The organism is Mesorhizobium sp. CNPSo 4670 (genome assembly GCF_057784235.1).
This window is the reverse complement of sequence record NZ_JBWJFQ010000005.1, coordinates 120,646-137,833: the sequence shown is the minus strand read 5'-3', so window position 1 is coordinate 137,833 and position 17,188 is coordinate 120,646. Positions and strand designations below refer to the sequence as shown.

Sequence of the window (17,188 nt, the reverse complement as noted above, 5' to 3'; positions counted from 1 at the left end):
TCGCAATGCTGCACGATCCTGCCCAGCTCGATCTGATGTTCCAGGCGCTCGCCGATCCGGCGCGGCGGCAGATGGTCGACCGGCTGTCGCGCGGCCCGGCTTCGGTAAGCCAACTGGCCGAGCCGCTGGCGATGTCGCTGTCGGCCGTCGTCCAGCATCTGAACCTTTTGGAGGCAAGCGGCCTCGTGCGCACGCAGAAGGTCGGTCGGGTGCGCACCTGCCAGATCGAACCCAAGGCACTGAGAGCAGCCGAACACTGGATCAATGAACGGCGTCTCGTCTGGGAGCGCCGGCTGGACCGGCTCGGCGATTTTCTGGCTGAGACCAAGGACAAAAGCTGAAGGAGGCAATCATGACGGAACGTTCCGTGATTCATTCGACCATCGTGCTGGAGCGCACCTACGACGCTGTGCCGGCGCGCGTGTTCCAGGCCTTTGCCGACCCGGAGGCCCGCATGCGCTGGGGCGCGCCTTCAAAGACTGCCGAACTGGTCTACGACAAGGCCGATTTCCGCGTCGGCGGGCTGGATGTCAGCCGCTGCGGTCCGCGTGGCAGTCTGATCTACCGGGTCGAAAACCGCTACGTCGATATCGTGCCTGAGCAGCGCATCGTCTCGACCGAGCTCGTCTGCGAAGGGTGGGACCGGCTGTCCGCCTCCTTGATCACCATTGAGTTTCAGCCGGTCGGTGCGTCCACGCGGCTGGTGCTGACCGACCAGATCGCTGCCTTCGGCGACAAGGACATGATCGCCGGCAGCGAGGCCGGATTCAGCGCGGCGCTGGACAATCTGGCTGCCGAATTCGTGCCCGAGACCGCCGGTGCCTGACGATCCATCGATGAGGATCATGCTCTGAATTCAATCCATTCATCGAGGAGAATCCCATGACCGAACGTTCCGTCGTCCATTCCACCTTCGTCATCGAGCGCAGCTACGCAGCGCCGCCCGCAAAAGTCTACTTTGCGCTTAGCGATCCAGCGGCCAAGCGACGCTGGTTCGCCGATCCGCACGATCCGATGCCCAGCAGTCATGAAATGGATTTCCGTATCGGCGGCAGGGAGGTCAATGCCGGCTGTCCGAGCGATGGCCAGATGCATTTTTTCAACGCTGTCTATCAAGACATCGTGCCGGACCAGCGCATCGTCTACAGCTATGAGTTGTTGTTCGGCGAAACCCGTGTCTCGGTGTCACTGGCCACGATCGAACTGCTTGCTGAGGGTGCCGGCACGCGGCTTGTGATGACGGAACAGGGCGCCTTCCTCGACGGCCACGACACGTTAGCCACACGCGAGCATGGTACAGGTGAGCTGCTCGATGCGCTCGGCGCTTTCTTGCGCGAGGAAGCTTGAACTGCGTTGCCGATACGGCGGGGCCGTCAGGCTTCCCAGAACTGATCGAGCCAGATGTTGAGTTTGAGGAAGCCAGGATTGCTCACCGTATAGACGCGTCTGGTGCCTTCGGCCTTGGCGTTGACAAGCCCGGCATCGAGCAGCACTTTCAAATGTTGCGAAACGGCCGGGCGCGATACAGGCAAACCCGCAGCCAACTCGTTGACGGTTTTCGGGCCGCGGCGAAGTTCTTCCAGAAGATGGCGCCGGTTGGGATCGGCAATCGCCATGAAGGCGTCGGAAAACATCATGCCTTTATTAGTGAGGCAAAGCCTTTCGAATCTCAACTGTCTGCTTCTGCTTTTCTTCTGGGATCAAGCCGCAATGCTTCCGGCGTCACCGACCGGTCGGCCGGTTGCGTCTTGAAGGCGTCACGATCTTCGATCGGCACCGGAGCACGGCGGCTGATGCGCAGCAACGTATAGCCCGCGAGGCAGACATGCGCGAAAGCGGTCGCCAGGAACAGGCCTTCCGGGCGCGTCCAGCCCATCAAGGCGGCTGCCAGCAGAGGTCCGATCATCGTGCCGAAGCCGTAGAGCAGAAGCAGCCCGCCCGACACCTTGACGAAATCCTCGGCACGGGCGTGGTCGTTGGCATGCGCCACCGCGATCGAATAGAGCGTATAGGCGAAGCCGCCATAGGCGGCCGTGAAGACGATGACGAAGACGCTGGAGCGTGGCTCGAACAGGAAGATGGCAAGCGCAACCAAGGCCGCGCCGAAGGCAGCACCGGCCAGCACGAAACGCCGGTCGGTCTTGTCCGAGAGGCGCCCGGCCGGAAGCTGCATGGCGGCACCAGCAACGACAACCAGGCTCATCATCAGGGCGATCTCGGCCGTGGGAATGCGGATGCGGGCGCCATAGACGGCGCCAAGCGTGCCCCAGGCGCCGTTGGCGATACCGATCAGGACGCAAGCGATAGCGGACACCGGCGAATTGACATAAAGGCCTTTGACGTCGAGCGAGACATCCTGCAGCGGCTTGGGGTGGGAAGCGGTCGAAACCGCGGTCGGGAGCAGTGACAGGCAAAATAGAATGCCCGTGATCATGAACAGCGAGGCGGACTTCACGTCGCCGCCAGCGACGATCATCTGCCCGCCCATAATCGAGGCATAGGTGACCATCATATAGAGGCCGAAGATGGTGCCTCGGTTCTCGTTGGTGGCCTTTTCGTTCAGCCAGCTTTCGATGACCATGAAGGCGCCGGCCATGGTGAAGCCGGTGAAGGCGCGCAGCAGGATCCAGACATACTCGTCGATGATCAATCCGGTGAGCAGCGCCACGATGGCGCCGGACGCGGCAAAGGCGCCGAAGGCGCGCACATGCCCGGCGCGGCGCACGATGCGCGGTGCGAAGAAACAGCCGGTGACGAAGCCACCGGCCCAGGCCGTGCCCATCAGGCCGAGCGATGCGGTCGAGAAGCCTTCCAACTGACCGCGCAGCGGCAACAGCAGCCCGTGCAATCCAGACGCCGCGAGCAGGAAGGCGGTGCCGCGAAGCAGCGAGAGGATCGGTCGGTAGGTTGCGAACATTGTTGGATCCGGCTCAGGTTGGCGGGGACGCTTGAGTCTGAAGACAGTCGCATTCGGGCTTTTCCGCGGCGAGCCCCGCGCCCGCCTCTATCCGCGGCGGAACAGTGCTTCGGCGGCCGATTTGGTGCTGTCCTTGGCCCTGAGCTCGTTTTCCAGGCGGGTGATCTCATCGCGCAGTATGCCAATCCGCTCGGTCAATTCACCGACCGAAAGCAGCGACAGGTCCTGCCCGATCTCGTGCGGGCGCGCCTTCTTCTTGGGTTCGTCGTCGAAGATCGCCATCGTCGCTCCTCCCACATTGACCATTTGCCTGATTTGGCAATCAGCATACATAGGGCAGGGGCGTCGATGCAAACAGCCGATCGGATAACGGCGAGGAAAGACGGGAAATCTCATGGCGAGCGGACAGAAAATTCCGGCAAGAATGACGGCCATCGCGATCTCGGAGCCGGGCGGCCCCAGGGTGCTGAAACCCGAAACGCGCGACGTGCCGCAGCCAGGCCCCGGCGAGATCCTGATCAAGGTGCATGCTGCCGGCGTCAACCGGCCCGACATCCAGCAGCGCAAGGGCGCCTACCCGCCGCCGGCCGGCGCATCCGACCTGCCCGGCCTCGAGGCGTCGGGCGAAGTGGCCGCCCTTGGCGATGACATATCGCGCTGGCGCATCGGCGACCGCGTCTGCGCGCTCACACCCGGCGGAGGCTATGCCGAATATGTCAAGGTTCACGCCGGCAGTGTGCTGCCGCTGCCGGCCGGCTTTACCCACACCGAAGCCGCGGCGGTGCCGGAAAACTACTTCACCGTCTGGCACAACGTGTTCGAGCGCGGCGGCCTGAAGAGCGGCGAGACGCTGCTCGTCCATGGCGGCTCGTCCGGCATCGGCACCACGGCGATCCAGCTTGGCTCGGCTTTCGGCGCCAATGTCATCACCACCGCCGGCAGCAACGAGAAGTGCGACGCCTGCCTGAAGCTCGGCGCCGACCGGGCGATCAACTATCGCGAGGAGGATTTCGTCGCCGCGGTCAAGGAGGCGACCGCTGGCAAAGGCGCCAATGTCATCCTCGACATGGTCGGCGGCGACTATGTGGCGCGCAACTACGAGGCCGCGGCGATTGAGGGTCGCATTGTGCAGATTGCCGTGCAGGCCGGCGCCGTGGCGAGCGCCGACTTCTCGAAGATCATGGTCAAGCGGCTGACCCATACGGGGTCGACGCTGAGGCCGCGCACCGTCGAATTCAAGGCGGCAATCGCGGCAGCGCTGGAAGCGCAGGTGTGGCCGTTGCTCGGCACGCGCAAAGTCGCTCCCGTGATGGACATGATCTTCCCGCTCAGCGAGGCCTGGCGGGCGCATGAGCGGATGGAGGAGGGCGAGCACATCGGCAAGATCGTGCTCGACGTCGGCTAGGGCGGATCGAGATTCAGATGATGCCGGCCTGACCTCTATCTCGACACATCCTGGTCGTGCGCCTCCCTGCCTACAAGATGAACAGAGGCTTAATGGTGCAATGCAGCATTTGCATCATTGCTATGCAAAAACGGCCGTTCAAGTCCTGATCGATGATGACTATTTGAGCATCACCGAAACGAACAACCCATTTGGAGGACTACCATGAACCCGATCCGTGCTTTCCGTAACTGGCGTAGGTACACCGAGACTGTGCGCGAACTGAACAGTCTCAACGCACGTCAGCTCAACGATCTCGGCATCAACCGCGCCGACATCGAAAAGATCGCCCGCAAGGCCATCTAAAGTCGGGCACGGTCCGCTCAGGGCGGACCATGCCGTAGAAGCCAGAGCCGTACAGACGGATCCCGTCGCGGTTCCGAGCCCGCTGGACCCAGTCCGGCGGGTTTTGTCGTTCTGGGGGTCGGCCGACGAGGGCCGGTCGACCGCGGCCTCCGTCGGCAAAGCCAGTTTGTCGCTGCTCAGAGCGCGGAGCCCTTCCAGTGGTCGCGGGCCACGGTTTCTGGCCGATGACATCCAAAAACATTGCGAAGCGGCGACGGAGCGGCTATACAGGCCGCGAATTTCCCATTTTGGTGGCTCTAAACCACCGCCCGCGCGGGAACGCGGGCGAACGAGAAGGATTTTTAAAAATGGCCAATACGCTGCTGATGCCCAAGGCGACTGCCGTCTGGCTGGTCGACAACACCGCGCTTTCTTTCGAGCAGATCGCGCAGTTCTGCGGGCTGCATCCGCTCGAGGTCAAGGCGATCGCCGACGGCGAATCGGCGCAAGGCATCAAGGGCATGGATCCGATCATGACCGGCCAGCTGACCCGCGACGAGATCGCGCGCGCCGAAAAGGACCCGAACCAGCGCCTGAAGCTTTCGGACCCCAAGGTGCGGGTGCCGGAATCCAAGCGCAAGGGTCCACGCTACACGCCGCTGTCGAAGCGTCAGGACCGGCCGAATGCCATCCTGTGGCTGGTGCGCAACCATCCCGAACTGAAGGATGCGCAGATCTCGCGCCTCGTCGGCACCACCAAGTCGACGATCGAGCAGATCCGCGAGCGCAAGCACTGGAACTCGGCCAATCTGCAGCCGATGGACCCGGTGACGCTGGGCCTCGCCTCGCAGATCGACCTCGACATGGAAGTCAACCGCGCTTCGCGTGGCCGCGAACAGGCGCAGCCGGTCGGCGACACGCTTTTGCCGGCGGCCTTGACCGAGCGGCTGGTGCCGGCTCCGGAGAAGCCGAAGGACGAGGACGCCGAGCTCGACGCCAACGCCGTTTTCGCCAAGCTCTCGGCCCTGAAGTCGAAGAACACGGACAACGACGACGAGTGATATTTCCGACACCAACAAAAAGCCCGCTTCGAGCGGGCTTTTTGTGCGGTCCGGCAATCCCTTTTTACTTTGACGCAATTCTCCAAGGGAAACCGCTACGCGCTTTCCCGGGAAATCCGTTCACCCTTTTCCTGGAGTTGCTCTAGGTCCGCGCCGCGCGATCCGGCGCCATGCCGTAATCCTCGCTGCGCTCCACTGCCCGATAGAAGTCGGCAAGCTGCTTGCCTCGCTCCGGCTTGAAGATGCGGCCGGCGATGACCACCGAAGCGATGCGATCGATGCGGAAGGCGCGAAAATCGTCGCGCATCTCGCACCAGGCGACCAGCGTCCACACCTTGCCCCAGAACCACAGGCCGAGCGGACGAATATCGCGTGCGGTGCCGCGGCCGGCCTCGTCGCTATAGTCGATGGTCAGAACCTGGCGCTTTTCGACCGCGCGCTCGATCAGGTCGATCGCCTCTCGGGCGGCGTCGCTGACCACCCACATCGGCGTGTGGATCTCGGTGCGGGCGATGCGGTCCTTCTCGGCATCCGGCAGCACCGCACCGATCTTGATCAGCGCCTCGTCGGCGGCGCGCGCCATGGCGGCGCCGCCAAAGGCGCGCACCATGCGGGCGCCGGCAACCAGCGCGACGATCTCGTCACGCGTGAACATCAGCGGCGGAAGGTCGAAACCCTCCCGCATCATGTAGCCAACGCCGGCCTCGCCGTCGATCGGCACGCCGGTCGACTGCAGGTCGGCGATATCGCGATAGATGGTTCGCTCGGAAACCTCGAGCCATGTGCCGAGCTTCTGGGCGGTGACCAGACGGCCACCGCGCAGATGCTGCACGATCTGGAAGAGCCTGTCGGCGCGGCGCATCGTTTGGTCCCTCGGCGTTGTTTCTATGCATGTCGCCCAAAACCGCAGAACAGTTTTGGGGCGGCGTGCATCATGGTTTCAGCCCTTCGCGCTTGCGCTGCGCGGCGACAAATGCCGCGCCGAAGGACAGTTTTCTCGTGATCGGCGTCTTCAAGTCGAGCACGCGCCAGAACGGCGCAATATCGCTCAGTGTCATGCCGCGCTCGAGATCCTCGTTGGCGGCCTCGGCAACAGTGCGCAGATGATAGCCGATGGTGACTGGGCATGTCACTTCTGCGCCGTGTTCGATGGCAAGCGCCGTGCGCAGCGCGCGGACATCCATCTCGACGCCTTCCGGTATCGAACGGATGAAATCATCGACCTGGCGTGCCGTCGGCACCAGCATCGGCTGGCCCTCGATGACATCGGCCATCGTGCGCGGCGTCGGCTTCACGCCGTTGATACCGGGCGTATTCCGCCTATCGTTCCAGCTCTTCACCACTCCGCGAGGCCCTTCCCGTAGAAGGCTCCCGTCCTGTCCATGTCAGTGACGGGAGTCACGAACCAGGCCGAAGCTTTTGCAGCAATGGAAGCCATGCGTTTCTCCCGAAGTGAGTTTGCTCGCGACACCTATTGCACGTCTATCCTGACAGCATACTGTCAGGAGGCTTCAGCATACTCCTTGGCGAACAGCGTCCGCATCTGCGCGAGATCGCTGCTTCTTTCCGGATAGAGCGTCTTCAGAAAGGCGAGCGCGAAGGTGCCCGGCGCCGAAACCACAGCGCCGTCGGCGACGGCATGCGGCACGTCCTGATAGTTGCCGTCGCCGGCATAGCCGGCTTCATGACTGTTGATCCAATCGCGGCCATTGCTGGTATGCCTGGCCTTCTCGAACAGGCCGGCTCGGGCCAGCGCCAACGTGCCGGCGCAGATACCGCCAACGACGCCGCCGCGCGACGCAACAGCGGTGAGCAGTTCTGCCGCATCCGGTGGCGCCTTGTCTGTCCACTGGTCGGAGCCGATAACGACGATGGCGTCGAGATCGGCATTCTCCCCAGCTTCAGCAGAGCGATCTGGCGTCAACCGAAAACCGCTGATCCCGGTCACCGGCTTGCCACCGGGCGTCAGCGATACGGCGCGCGCACCGAACCATTCGACCGCGGAGGCCGCCAGCAGTCCATATTCCCAGTCTGCAAAGCCGTCGATGAAAAGAAAGCCGATCTGCTTCTGTTCGGGCATGAGCTCGCTCCATCCCTCGCGCGCCGGACTTGTTATCTGGGCGTTGGGGCGCCCACTTCCAACCGCTGTGTCGAATAATTCGTCTCAATTGCCGCGGTAGCGACGCTCGGCATACACGTCCGGCCAGCCGATATCCTTGCGAATGTCCGCCGGCAGCGAGTTCATGAACCGCTGGGTGCGGATCTCGTTGCGCATCGTCCGTATCTTGCCGACATAGTGCTGCATGCCGCGCAGAATGGTGGAACCGTTCATAGCTAGTCTCCTCTCTTTAACTGGAGGCAGTATCGCATACCGCTCCTGACAGCAGTCTGTCAGGAGGGTGGCAGGGCGCGGACGACAGTTGCGATCGGTGCTTGTTGCGAGGGAAGCATTGTTTTCACGGCATCCAAACGTAGCCCGCAAGACGCTTGCACGGCCCGGATTGTTCACCTTGGGAATACCGGTCAAGGTTTGATTGTTCAGTCCTGAGCGACGGACTGTCAGGATACGCGGTCTTCAGGGACGCGGCCGAAGTTCTGATATGGAGGGAGAAAGTTATTCCCCAAAAACAGGGAGACGACCATGAGCCTGCAACTGACAGGAATCCACCATCTGACGGCAATCACCGCCAATGCGCCTGGAAATCTTCATTTCTACACAAGGGTGCTGGGCTTGCGGCTGGTCAAGAAGACGGTGAACCAGGACGACACCTCGGCTTACCACCTCTTCTATGCCGACGGCGAAGCGACACCGGGCACCGATCTTACATTCTTCGACTGGCCGGTTGGCCAGGAGCGGCGCGGCACCCATAGCATCGTGCGGACCAGCCTCAGGGTCGGCAGCCAGGAAAGCCTTGCCTGGTGGAAGCAGCACCTGACCAGCGAAAACATCCCGACGAGCGAGATCGTCGACATCGGCGGCTACCCCAGCCTGGATTTCGAAGATCCCGAGGGCCAGCGTCTGCGCCTCATCAACGATGACGGCAAGGGCGACAGCCACCCCTGGGCGCACAGCCCGGTGCCGGCCGAGCATCAGATTCGCGGGCTCGGGCCGATCGTCATCAGCGTTCCCGACATCACCAACACCGAGGCGGTGGTGACGCAAGTGATGAACATGCGCAAGGCCCGCGACTATGCCTCGCCGGAAGGCCAGGTTCACGTCTTCGAAATGGGCGAGGGCGGACCGGCGGCGGAGCTTCATGTCCTGGTGCAGCCTGGACTGGCGCCGGCAAGGCAAGGCGCCGGTGCGGTCCATCACGTCGCCTTCAGGGCGCCGGACCAGGAGACGCTGCATCAATGGACGGCGCGGCTGGCCGAATTCCGGCTGCCGTCGAGCGGCGAGGTCGAGCGCTATTACTTCCGTTCGCTCTACTTCCGCGAGCCGAACGGCATCCTGTTCGAGATCGCCACCGATGGGCCAGGGTTCACCGCCGACGAGCCGCTGGAGACGCTGGGTGAAAAGCTGGCCTTGCCGCCATTCCTCGAACCGAAGCGCGCTTCGATCGAGGCCGGCCTCAAGCCGCTGAAGTAGATCGTTCCTCAGCCAAGGCGGGCGCCGCGTTCCGGCTGGGGATTGCGGCGCCCATTCTTCTTGGGCAACGACGACGTGCTTTGACAGCCGGCCGCGTTGCTGGTCAAAGGCGGCATGTCGAAACTCCTCGCGCTCGTCATTGTTGGCATCATGGTCATCCAGCTGATCAAGCCGCTCGGCTGGCCGGGGCTGAAGCGGCGCAGCGACTTCTGGAAGCTGGCCCTGCTGGCGATGGCGGCGATTTCGATAACAGCCGTGCTCGGACACTCGACATAGAGCGGTTCATCGTTTCACGGAAACGCGGAACCGCTCCATCTCTTTGTTCTGACGCAATTCCGGACGGAAAACCGTTTCACACTTTTCCTGGAATCGCTTTAGGCCCGCGTCAAGCAAGCCCGACCTCGGTTCAGCTGGCCAGCACCAGGCCGACGAGATGCTCGGCCCAGGCCCGGTAGCCGGCTTCCGAGGCGTGAAAACCGTCGGAGGCAAAACCCTCTTCAGGATTTGTGATCGGCAGGCGCGGCGCCGGCACCGCGCCACGTTCCAGGCAAAGGCGTTCGCCCATCCGGTTCATCTCGGTGGCGCGGATCTCCAGGATCTTGCCGAGCAGCGACGGCATGGCCGGTGCCCGCGTGAACTCCAGAACCGGCGACCACACCACGCGCGCTTCCGGCCATTTGGCGCGCAGCGCATAGAGCAGGCCGCCGAACTCCTTCTTGAAGCGCGGCACCGAGTGAAAATTCTTGGTGTCGTTGGTGCCGATGGCGAGCACGATATGCGTCCACGGATCAGCCGACAGATTGGGCAGGACATGGTCGCGAATCTGGCCCGACGTTGCCGAATTGAATCCCGCTGCCCGCCAGCGCACGGCGCGGCCGGTGTTCTGCGCAATCAGCACGGCGAGTTGCGCGGCAAGCCCGTTCTCCGAATTGCCGATGCCAACCGAAGCGGCCGAGGAATCCCCCAGCACCAGAAGCGAGATCGGCGGCGCCTTGCCCTGGATATCGTGCATGACCGGACCCTGCGCCGGCAGCATGCGCGTGGTACGGCGGCGCACGCCGAGACCCTGCCAGACATAGACCGGGTAGGCGAGCCAGGTGAGAAGGGCGAGAGGGCGCTGCATGCGCACCCTTTAGCGCATGTTGCGCCCGAGGTGAACGGCCGGCTCGCCGACACGCTGATCGCAACAGGTCTCCTGCACTCCAGACCGGTCGCCATATTCATCGTGCAGCCGCACCCAGTCCATCAGGCCATGATAGGGACCGGTCTCATTGCGGCCCTTCGGCGTCATGTCGAGATAATCATACGTGCCGATCAGCGCCTCGCCGCCGCGGGCGCGCGACATGAAGGTGAGAAAGATGTCGCCGTTCTCGTCTCGGTAGAAAACGCTGGTGCCGGGAAGCTCCTTCGACGTCCGGGGAATGGTCTCGAAATTGTAAGTGGTGTCGCCAGCCGCGATCTGCTTGTCGGTGAAGGAGACCTGCATGTCGAAGTTGAAATCCGAGGCATAGGACGACACCCAGTCGAACTTCCAGCCCATGCGCTGCTTGTAGGGCAGCAATTCGGCCAGCGGCGCCCGCGAGATCACCACCAGCGACACGTCGTGGTGCCTGAGGTGCTGGTTGGCGCCATCGATATGGTCGGCAAGGAACGAGCAGCCCTCGCAATGATGGTTGCATCCCGGCCCGAACATGAAGTGGTAGACGATCAACTGGCTGTTGCCGGCAAACAGGTCGGCCAGTTTCTTCGGCCCTTGCCCGGTCTCGAAGACATAATCCTTCCGGATCTTCAGCCAGGGCAGTTCACGCCGCTCAGCGCAGATGCGTTCGCGAAGCCGCGTCAGTTCCTTCTCGCGGGCCAGATGCGCCTTGTGCGCCTGGAACCAGTCTTCGCGCGAAACGACCTTGTTGCGATGCATGGATCTCTCCCTGTCTGTCATCCCAAGGACGTTCGGGACGGGCGAAAACCGACATCGCCGGTTGGCTGTTTTTGAACATGATCATGCGAAACCGGATTCCGGTTTTCGGGGTCACGCTCCAGCGCCGGAGAGGAAGTAGGGATGCTGGCGCTCCGACCCAAGCCCAGGCAAGCCACAAACAAAAAACCCGGGCGCATCGGCCCGGGTTCGAAAGGAAGACGGAAAAGCCCTGATCAGGCGGCCTGTTCCAGGCTCGCCTTCCATTTCCCTAGTGCGGCCAGATGGTTCATATGGGCGCGATGGGTGAAGGCGGCCTGACCGGCGGCGACGTTCGAGGCCTTGCCGCTCCAGGCTTTCTGTGGCGCGGCCTGCAGGGCGCGGCCATAGGAGAAGGTCAGCTTCCATGGGTGCGGCCCGATGGCGTTGATGGCGTTGAGGTTGGCGGTCGCTTCCTCGTCCTCCTGGCCGCCGGAGAGGAAGGCGATGCCCGGCACCGCGGCCGGCACGGTCTCGCGGAACAGTTTTATGGTCATTTCCGCGACTTCTTCCGGGCTGCTCACCTTGCCCGATTTCCTGCCGGCCAGCACCATGTTGGGCTTCAGGATGGTACCTTCGAGCACGACGCGTGCCGCATGAAGCTCGTCATAGAGTTTTATCAGCGTCGCCTTCGAAATGGCGTAGCATGTGTCGATGTCGTGGGCGCCGTCCATCAGCACTTCCGGCTCGACGATTGGCACGATGCCGGCTTCCTGGCAAAGTGCCGCATAGCGGGCGAGCGCATGGGCGTTCGAGCTGATCGAATTGGCCGAAGGCACGCCCTTGCCGGTGTCGATGTCGATCACCGCACGCCATTTGGCGAAGCGGGCGCCGAGCTTGTAGTAGTCGGCAAGGCGCTCACGCAGGCCATCGAGGCCCTCGGTGACGGTGTCGCCGGGGAAACCGGCCAAAGGCTTGGCGCCGGCATCGACCTTGATGCCGGGGATGGCGCCGGCCGCCTTGATAATATCGACCAGCGGCGTGCCGTCGGCGGCCTTCTGGCGGATCGTCTCGTCGTAGAGGATGACACCGGAAATGTACCGGGTCATTGCCTCCCTGGCGCGGAACATCATCTCGCGGTAGTCGCGGCGGCTGTCGGCGGTCGATTCGACGCCAATGACGTCGAAGCGCTTCTTGATGGTGCCGGAACTTTCGTCGGCGGCCAGCAGGCCCTTGCCATCGGCCACGATCGCGGCGGCAATGTCTTCGAGACGTTCGCTCATTCTGCTTCTCCTGAAACGGTTGTCTTCCGCGCTTAACGGAAGTCTACCGCCAAAGGAATGGCATCGGAAAGCTCGAATCGATTGAAAGTCTTGAGAGCCCTTGCCCGGTCTCTTTGTGTTGATCGAGGCGTTCGGCTTAGCCGCATTTCCGCGGCGCCAGGCGTTTCCGCCTGGCTGAAGAATGCATTAGTGCTTCAGCACGTCGACGCCGGGCAGCGGCTTGCCTTCCATCCATTCCAGGAAAGCGCCGCCGGCGGTCGAGACATAGGTGAAGTCGTCGGCGACGCCGGCATGGTTGAGCGCCGCCACCGTGTCGCCGCCGCCGGCGACCGAGACCAGCTTGCCGGCCTTGGTGCGCGCCGCCGCGTGCTTCGCCGCCGCCACCGTCGCATGGTCGAAGGGCGCGATCTCGAAAGCGCCGAGCGGGCCATTCCAGACCAGCGTTGCGGCGCGGTCGATCCATTCGCCAATGGTCGTCACGGTTTTGGCGCCGACATCGAGGATCATGCCGTCGGCCGGCACATCCGAGATGGCGACGGTCTCGCAGGCCGCACCGGCCTTGAATTCCTTCGCGACGACACCGTCGACCGGCAGGATGATGGCGCAGCCGGCTTCGGCCGCTTCGATCATGATCTGCTTGGCGGTGCTGGCGAGATCATGCTCGCACAGCGACTTGCCGACATCGGTGCCGCGCGCGGCGAGAAAGGTGTTGGCCATGCCCCCACCGATGACCAGCGCGTCGACCTTCTTCACCAGATTCATCAACAGGTCGATCTTGGTCGAGACCTTGGCGCCGCCGACAATGGCAACCACCGGACGGACCGGATTTCCCAGACCCTTCTCCAACGCCTCGAGCTCGGCCTGCATGGTGCGGCCGGCGAAGGCCGGCAACAGACGCGCCAGCCCCTCCGTCGAGGCGTGGGCGCGGTGCGCCGCGGAAAAGGCGTCGTTGACGAAGATGTCGCCACAGGCGGCGAGCCTTTCGGTGAAGGCCGGATCGTTCTTTTCCTCGGCCTTGTAGAAGCGGGTGTTTTCGAGCAGCAGCACGTCGCCCTTGTCCATGGCGGCTATGGCGCTTCCCGCCGTGTCGCCGACGCAATCGCTGGCGAAGCCGACGGGACGGCCAAGCACATCGGCGGTCGCCCTGGCGATTGGCTCCAGCGAAAATTCCGGCGAGGGGCCATCCTTGGGGCGGCCGAAATGCGCGAGCAGGATCACCTTGGCGCCCTTGCCGGAGAGCTCGGCGATAGTCGGCGCAATGCGTTCGATGCGGGTGGCGTCTGTTACCTTGCCGTCGGCGACAGGCACGTTGAGGTCGACGCGCACCAGCACGCGCTTGCCGCTGATGTTGCCGATGTCGTCGAGGGTCTTGAAGGCGGCCATGCAGGTTCCTTTCGCGAAAAATCGGGGGACCATACCCCGCGCCGACGATGATGCAAGGCTTAGGCTTGCTTCGATACGAAATTTTGAAGTCGGTACCAGGGCTGTACCTTCAGGGGGATCAGGGGCAGCACGGCGATCGCCGTGTCAGCTCTCGGTCGCTGCCTTTTCCGCCGCCGGTTCCGGCGCCGGTTTCTCGTCCGCCCGAGCCTCGGCCAATTGCGTTTCGGTCGGTTTGCGCCAGTTGCGGATAAAGGCAGAGAGACGGTCGCCGATTTCGCCGGCGCTCAGGAAAACCGGCACCCGCGCCACCGGCGCGGTCGGCTCGAAGGAGAGGCCCAGGCCCATGATCTTGCCCTTGTCGTCGACGTCGCGGACGATCAGCTCGATCGGACCGAGCAGCACGCGGTCGGCATATTCGGCATGGCCGCCGAGCCGCGCCGTGACCAGCGCGCCGACGGTGAGCTTTTGCTCCGCTTCGGTCAGGCCGGGCGCATAGGCGGCTTCCAGTTCGGCAGCGGAGCGCGCCGGGTCCACGGCGAAGGCGCCGAAGAAATCCGCATCCTCGGGATCGACCACGGCGCGGCTGGCGAACAGCTTGTCGAGCAGGCGCGGATAGCGATCCGGTACGAAGATATAGACTTGGTCGCCGGCGGCGAGCCTGCCCATGTCCTGGAAGCGCATCGAGCGCCCGTCGCGCAGCACCAGCGAGGGTCGTGCCCAGCGTGGAATGCGTTCGCCGCGCGCCACCGGACTGCCGTGTGCCACGCGATAGGCAAGAAGCTCGTGATGGGCCGAGCCCGGCAGTTCCAACTCGACCTTGTCCAACGGGCCGAGGCGCGCCGGCACGATCAGGCCGAGGCGACGCGCCAGCGGCCCGACCGTCCAGCCCTGGATGACCAGCGAGACCAGCACAATGATGAAGGCTGTGTTGAAGATGATACGGCCGTTTTCCAACCCGCCGAGCAGCGGGGTGATGGCGAGCAGGATCGACACCGCGCCACGCAGGCCGACCCAGGAGACGAAGGCGACTTCGGGGCGCGGCAAGCGGAACGGGATCAGGCAGAGCCAGACCGCGATCGGGCGGGCGACAAACATCAGGAACAGGCCGAGCGCTGCCGCCGGCACCATGATCGCCGGAAATTGCGACGGCGTCGCGAACAGGCCGAGGATCAGGAACATGATGATCTGCGCCAGCCACGACATGCCGTCCTGGAAGCGTTTCAGAATGGTGACGGCGCGGATGTCGGAATTACCGGCGATCAGGCCGGCAATATAGACCGCCAGGAAGCCCGAGCCGCCGATGGCGCCGGCGGCGGCAAAGATCATCAGCGACAGGGTCAGCACGAAGATCGGCAGCAGGCCGTGGTCGAGATTGAGCCGGTCGACGAGGCGCACGATGGCGAGGCCGCCAAGCGCGCCGACGACGGCGCCGAGGCCCATGTTGAGGAGGAAGCCGAGGGCCAGACTGGTGAGCAGGACATTGGCTTCGGGGTTGGCGTGGGCGGCGATGATCTCGACCAGCGTGATGGTCAGGAAGATGGCGATCGGGTCGTTGGTGCCGGATTCCACCTCGAGCGTGGAGCGCACGCGCTCACGCAGATTGATCTCGCCGGCGCGCAGAAGGAAGAACACCGCCGCGGCATCGGTGGAGGCGACTGCGGCGCCGAGCAGGAAGGATTCGAGCCAGGTGAGGTCGAGCAGGTAGTGGGCGGCGGCGCCGAAAAGGCCGGTGGTGAGAAGCACGCCGAAGGTCGCCAGCGACAGCGCCGGCCCCGCCGCCTGCCGCAAGGCGTTGAGCGGCGTTCCAAACCCGGAATCGAACAGGATGACGGCCAAAGCCAGTGAGCCGGCAAAATAGGCGATGCGGGCGTTATCGAACTGGATGCCGAGGCCGTCTGTTCCGCTGGCCAATCCGATGCAGAGAAACAGCAGCAGCAGCGGGGCGCCGAAGCGAAAGGCGATCAGGCTCGAAAACGCGGCGGCGACGACGAGTGCTGTGCCGACCAGCGTGACGAGATAGATCGCATGCTCCATCCTGAAATCAGCCCCTCAAATTCGTCTGTCTCCTGGTTTACGGCAGAGTGGGGCGAAGACGTGACCAGTGCAAGGCGGCGGGGTGGTTTTTTGCCCTATGCCGCTGATTTTCGAGCGCTTTGGCGCTCAGGGCACAATTTGAGAAGGCGCATGGCGCTCGCATGAAAAACGCCCGGACAAAGCCGGGCGTTCCAGGTCTCGAAGAGAAAGCGTTGCGATCAGGCGATGGTCTTGCTGAAGGCGACCGCCGTGTCGGCCATGCGGTTGGAGAAGCCCCATTCATTGTCGTACCAGGACAGCACCGACACGAAGTTGCCGTCCATGACCTTGGTCTGGTCGAGCGCCATGATCGAGGAGCGCGGATCGTGGTTGAAGTCGATCGAGACGTTCGGGTGATGGGTGACGCCGAGAATGCCCTTCAGCTTGCCGTTGGACGCAGCGATGACCGCGTCGTTGATCTCCTGGACGGTGGTCGGACGCTTGGCGATGAACTTGAAATCGACGACCGAGACGTTCGGGGTCGGCACGCGGATCGAGATGCCGTCGAGCTTGCCCTTGAGGTCGGGCAGGACGAGACCGATCGCCTTGGCGGCACCGGTCGAGGTCGGGATCTGCGACAAAGCGGCGGCGCGGGCGCGGTAGAGATCCTTGTGCATGGTGTCCAGCGTCGGCTGGTCGCCGGTGTAGGAATGGATCGTCGTCATCATGCCCTTTTCGATGCCGACCGTCTCGTGCAGCACGGCAGCCAGCGGCGCCAGGCAGTTGGTGGTGCACGAAGCGTTCGAGATGACGATGTGGTCCTTGGTCAGCTTGTCGTGGTTGATGCCGTAGACGACGGTGAGGTCGGCGCCTTCGGCCGGCGCGGAGACCAGCACGCGCTTGGCGCCGGCGGTCAGGTGCGCGGCGGCCTTGTCGCGGGCGGTGAAGATGCCGGTGCATTCGAGCGCGATGTCGACGCCCAGTTCCTTCCACGGCAGCTGGGTCGGATCCTTGATCGCGGTGACCTTGAACTTTTCCTTGCCGACGGTGATCTGGTCGCCGGAGACCGAGACCTCGTGCGGGAAGCGGCCATGCACGCTGTCGAAGCGCAGGAGATGGGCATTGGTCTCGACCGGGCCGAGGTCGTTGACGGCGACGACGTCGATGTCCTTGCGGCCTGATTCATGGATGGCGCGCAGGATGTTGCGGCCGATGCGGCCGAATCCGTTGATGGCAACTCTGACGGTCATTTTTCTCTCCCGGGGAGCTGGAGGGCAGACGATGGGTCCGCAGCTTCATAGCGGCGGAAGCGGAAAGAA

21 protein-coding genes are annotated in these 17,188 nt (G+C 63.6%); 8 read left to right on the top strand and 13 right to left on the bottom strand.

Going from position 1 to position 17,188, the window contains the following annotated elements; translation table 11 throughout:
* Positions 1-5: 5 nt before the first annotated feature.
* From AC0ZT5_RS11520 to AC0ZT5_RS11510, 3 genes are read left to right on the top strand one after another with little or no spacing between them, the layout of a single operon-like run.
* Entirely contained in the window at positions 6-341 is a 336-nt protein-coding gene (locus AC0ZT5_RS11520) for an ArsR/SmtB family transcription factor (RefSeq protein ID WP_095089377.1), read from the top strand.
* Between the two features lie 11 nt (positions 342-352).
* Positions 353-826 carry an SRPBCC family protein gene (locus AC0ZT5_RS11515; RefSeq protein ID WP_488496538.1) on the top strand — a complete coding sequence of 158 codons (474 nt, stop codon included), beginning with the start codon at positions 353-355 and terminating at the stop codon, positions 824-826.
* Positions 827-882: 56 nt separating this feature from the next.
* Positions 883-1,347, top strand: coding sequence for an SRPBCC family protein (locus tag AC0ZT5_RS11510; RefSeq protein ID WP_488496537.1), 465 nt, complete (start codon positions 883-885; stop codon positions 1,345-1,347).
* A 26-nt stretch (positions 1,348-1,373) separates the two neighbouring features.
* Here AC0ZT5_RS11510 and AC0ZT5_RS11505 read toward each other — a convergent pair whose 3' ends face one another.
* From AC0ZT5_RS11505 to AC0ZT5_RS11495, 3 genes are all read right to left on the bottom strand, one after another.
* A complete protein-coding gene (locus AC0ZT5_RS11505; RefSeq protein ID WP_095089373.1) occupies positions 1,374-1,637 on the bottom strand; it encodes an ArsR/SmtB family transcription factor in 264 nt (87 codons plus the stop codon).
* 32 nt (positions 1,638-1,669) lie between these two features.
* Positions 1,670-2,917, bottom strand: coding sequence for an MFS transporter (locus tag AC0ZT5_RS11500; protein WP_488496536.1), 1,248 nt, complete (start codon positions 2,915-2,917; stop codon positions 1,670-1,672).
* An 87-nt stretch (positions 2,918-3,004) separates the two neighbouring features.
* Positions 3,005-3,199: a DUF1192 domain-containing protein gene (locus AC0ZT5_RS11495; protein ID WP_379095511.1), complete on the bottom strand. Its 195-nt coding sequence runs from the start codon at positions 3,197-3,199 to the stop codon at positions 3,005-3,007.
* A gap of 112 nt (positions 3,200-3,311) precedes the next feature.
* Here AC0ZT5_RS11495 and AC0ZT5_RS11490 point away from each other — a divergent pair, with 112 nt between their 5' ends.
* From AC0ZT5_RS11490 to AC0ZT5_RS11480, 3 genes are all read left to right on the top strand, one after another.
* Entirely contained in the window at positions 3,312-4,322 is a 1,011-nt protein-coding gene (locus AC0ZT5_RS11490; RefSeq protein WP_488496535.1) for an NAD(P)H-quinone oxidoreductase, read from the top strand.
* A gap of 204 nt (positions 4,323-4,526) precedes the next feature.
* A complete protein-coding gene (locus AC0ZT5_RS11485) occupies positions 4,527-4,667 on the top strand; it encodes a DUF1127 domain-containing protein (protein WP_095089369.1) in 141 nt (46 codons plus the stop codon).
* A 347-nt stretch (positions 4,668-5,014) separates the two neighbouring features.
* On the top strand, positions 5,015-5,707 hold the full coding sequence (locus AC0ZT5_RS11480) for a DUF1013 domain-containing protein (protein ID WP_095089368.1): 693 nt from the start codon (positions 5,015-5,017) through the stop codon (positions 5,705-5,707).
* Between the two features lie 142 nt (positions 5,708-5,849).
* Here AC0ZT5_RS11480 and AC0ZT5_RS11475 read toward each other — a convergent pair whose 3' ends face one another.
* The 4 genes from AC0ZT5_RS11475 to AC0ZT5_RS11460 form a co-directional block, all read right to left on the bottom strand.
* On the bottom strand, positions 5,850-6,569 hold the full coding sequence (locus AC0ZT5_RS11475; protein WP_477285047.1) for a helix-turn-helix transcriptional regulator: 720 nt from the start codon (positions 6,567-6,569) through the stop codon (positions 5,850-5,852).
* 70 nt (positions 6,570-6,639) lie between these two features.
* Positions 6,640-7,047, bottom strand: a complete 408-nt coding sequence (locus tag AC0ZT5_RS11470) for a hypothetical protein (protein ID WP_488496689.1) — start codon at positions 7,045-7,047, stop codon at positions 6,640-6,642.
* 161 nt (positions 7,048-7,208) lie between these two features.
* Positions 7,209-7,787, bottom strand: coding sequence for a DJ-1/PfpI family protein (locus AC0ZT5_RS11465; RefSeq protein ID WP_488496534.1), 579 nt, complete (start codon positions 7,785-7,787; stop codon positions 7,209-7,211).
* Positions 7,788-7,871: 84 nt separating this feature from the next.
* On the bottom strand, positions 7,872-8,039 hold the full coding sequence (locus tag AC0ZT5_RS11460) for a hypothetical protein (protein ID WP_488496533.1): 168 nt from the start codon (positions 8,037-8,039) through the stop codon (positions 7,872-7,874).
* A 309-nt stretch (positions 8,040-8,348) separates the two neighbouring features.
* Between AC0ZT5_RS11460 and AC0ZT5_RS11455 the strand changes: the two genes are divergently transcribed.
* Both AC0ZT5_RS11455 and AC0ZT5_RS11450 read left to right on the top strand, forming a co-directional pair.
* Positions 8,349-9,296: a ring-cleaving dioxygenase gene (locus AC0ZT5_RS11455; RefSeq protein WP_488496532.1), complete on the top strand. Its 948-nt coding sequence runs from the start codon at positions 8,349-8,351 to the stop codon at positions 9,294-9,296.
* A gap of 114 nt (positions 9,297-9,410) precedes the next feature.
* A complete protein-coding gene (locus tag AC0ZT5_RS11450; RefSeq protein WP_488496531.1) occupies positions 9,411-9,572 on the top strand; it encodes a hypothetical protein in 162 nt (53 codons plus the stop codon).
* A 130-nt stretch (positions 9,573-9,702) separates the two neighbouring features.
* Here AC0ZT5_RS11450 and AC0ZT5_RS11445 read toward each other — a convergent pair whose 3' ends face one another.
* The 6 genes from AC0ZT5_RS11445 to gap all read right to left on the bottom strand — a co-directional run bounded on the left by AC0ZT5_RS11445 (position 9,703) and on the right by gap (position 17,119).
* Positions 9,703-10,419: an SGNH/GDSL hydrolase family protein gene (locus AC0ZT5_RS11445; protein WP_488496530.1), complete on the bottom strand. Its 717-nt coding sequence runs from the start codon at positions 10,417-10,419 to the stop codon at positions 9,703-9,705.
* Positions 10,420-10,428: 9 nt separating this feature from the next.
* Positions 10,429-11,214, bottom strand: coding sequence for a DUF899 domain-containing protein (locus AC0ZT5_RS11440; RefSeq protein ID WP_488496529.1), 786 nt, complete (start codon positions 11,212-11,214; stop codon positions 10,429-10,431).
* Positions 11,215-11,447: 233 nt separating this feature from the next.
* Positions 11,448-12,473, bottom strand: a complete 1,026-nt coding sequence (locus AC0ZT5_RS11435) for a class I fructose-bisphosphate aldolase (protein WP_457150470.1) — start codon at positions 12,471-12,473, stop codon at positions 11,448-11,450.
* A 186-nt stretch (positions 12,474-12,659) separates the two neighbouring features.
* The gene (locus AC0ZT5_RS11430; RefSeq protein WP_488496528.1) at positions 12,660-13,856 is read right to left on the bottom strand and encodes a phosphoglycerate kinase; all 1,197 of its coding nucleotides are present in this window, start codon (positions 13,854-13,856) and stop codon (positions 12,660-12,662) included.
* A gap of 144 nt (positions 13,857-14,000) precedes the next feature.
* Entirely contained in the window at positions 14,001-15,890 is a 1,890-nt protein-coding gene (locus AC0ZT5_RS11425; protein WP_488496527.1) for a potassium/proton antiporter, read from the bottom strand.
* A gap of 218 nt (positions 15,891-16,108) precedes the next feature.
* Positions 16,109-17,119, bottom strand: a complete 1,011-nt coding sequence (gene gap, locus AC0ZT5_RS11420) for a type I glyceraldehyde-3-phosphate dehydrogenase (protein ID WP_095089351.1) — start codon at positions 17,117-17,119, stop codon at positions 16,109-16,111.
* Between the last annotated feature and the right edge of the window lie 69 nt (positions 17,120-17,188).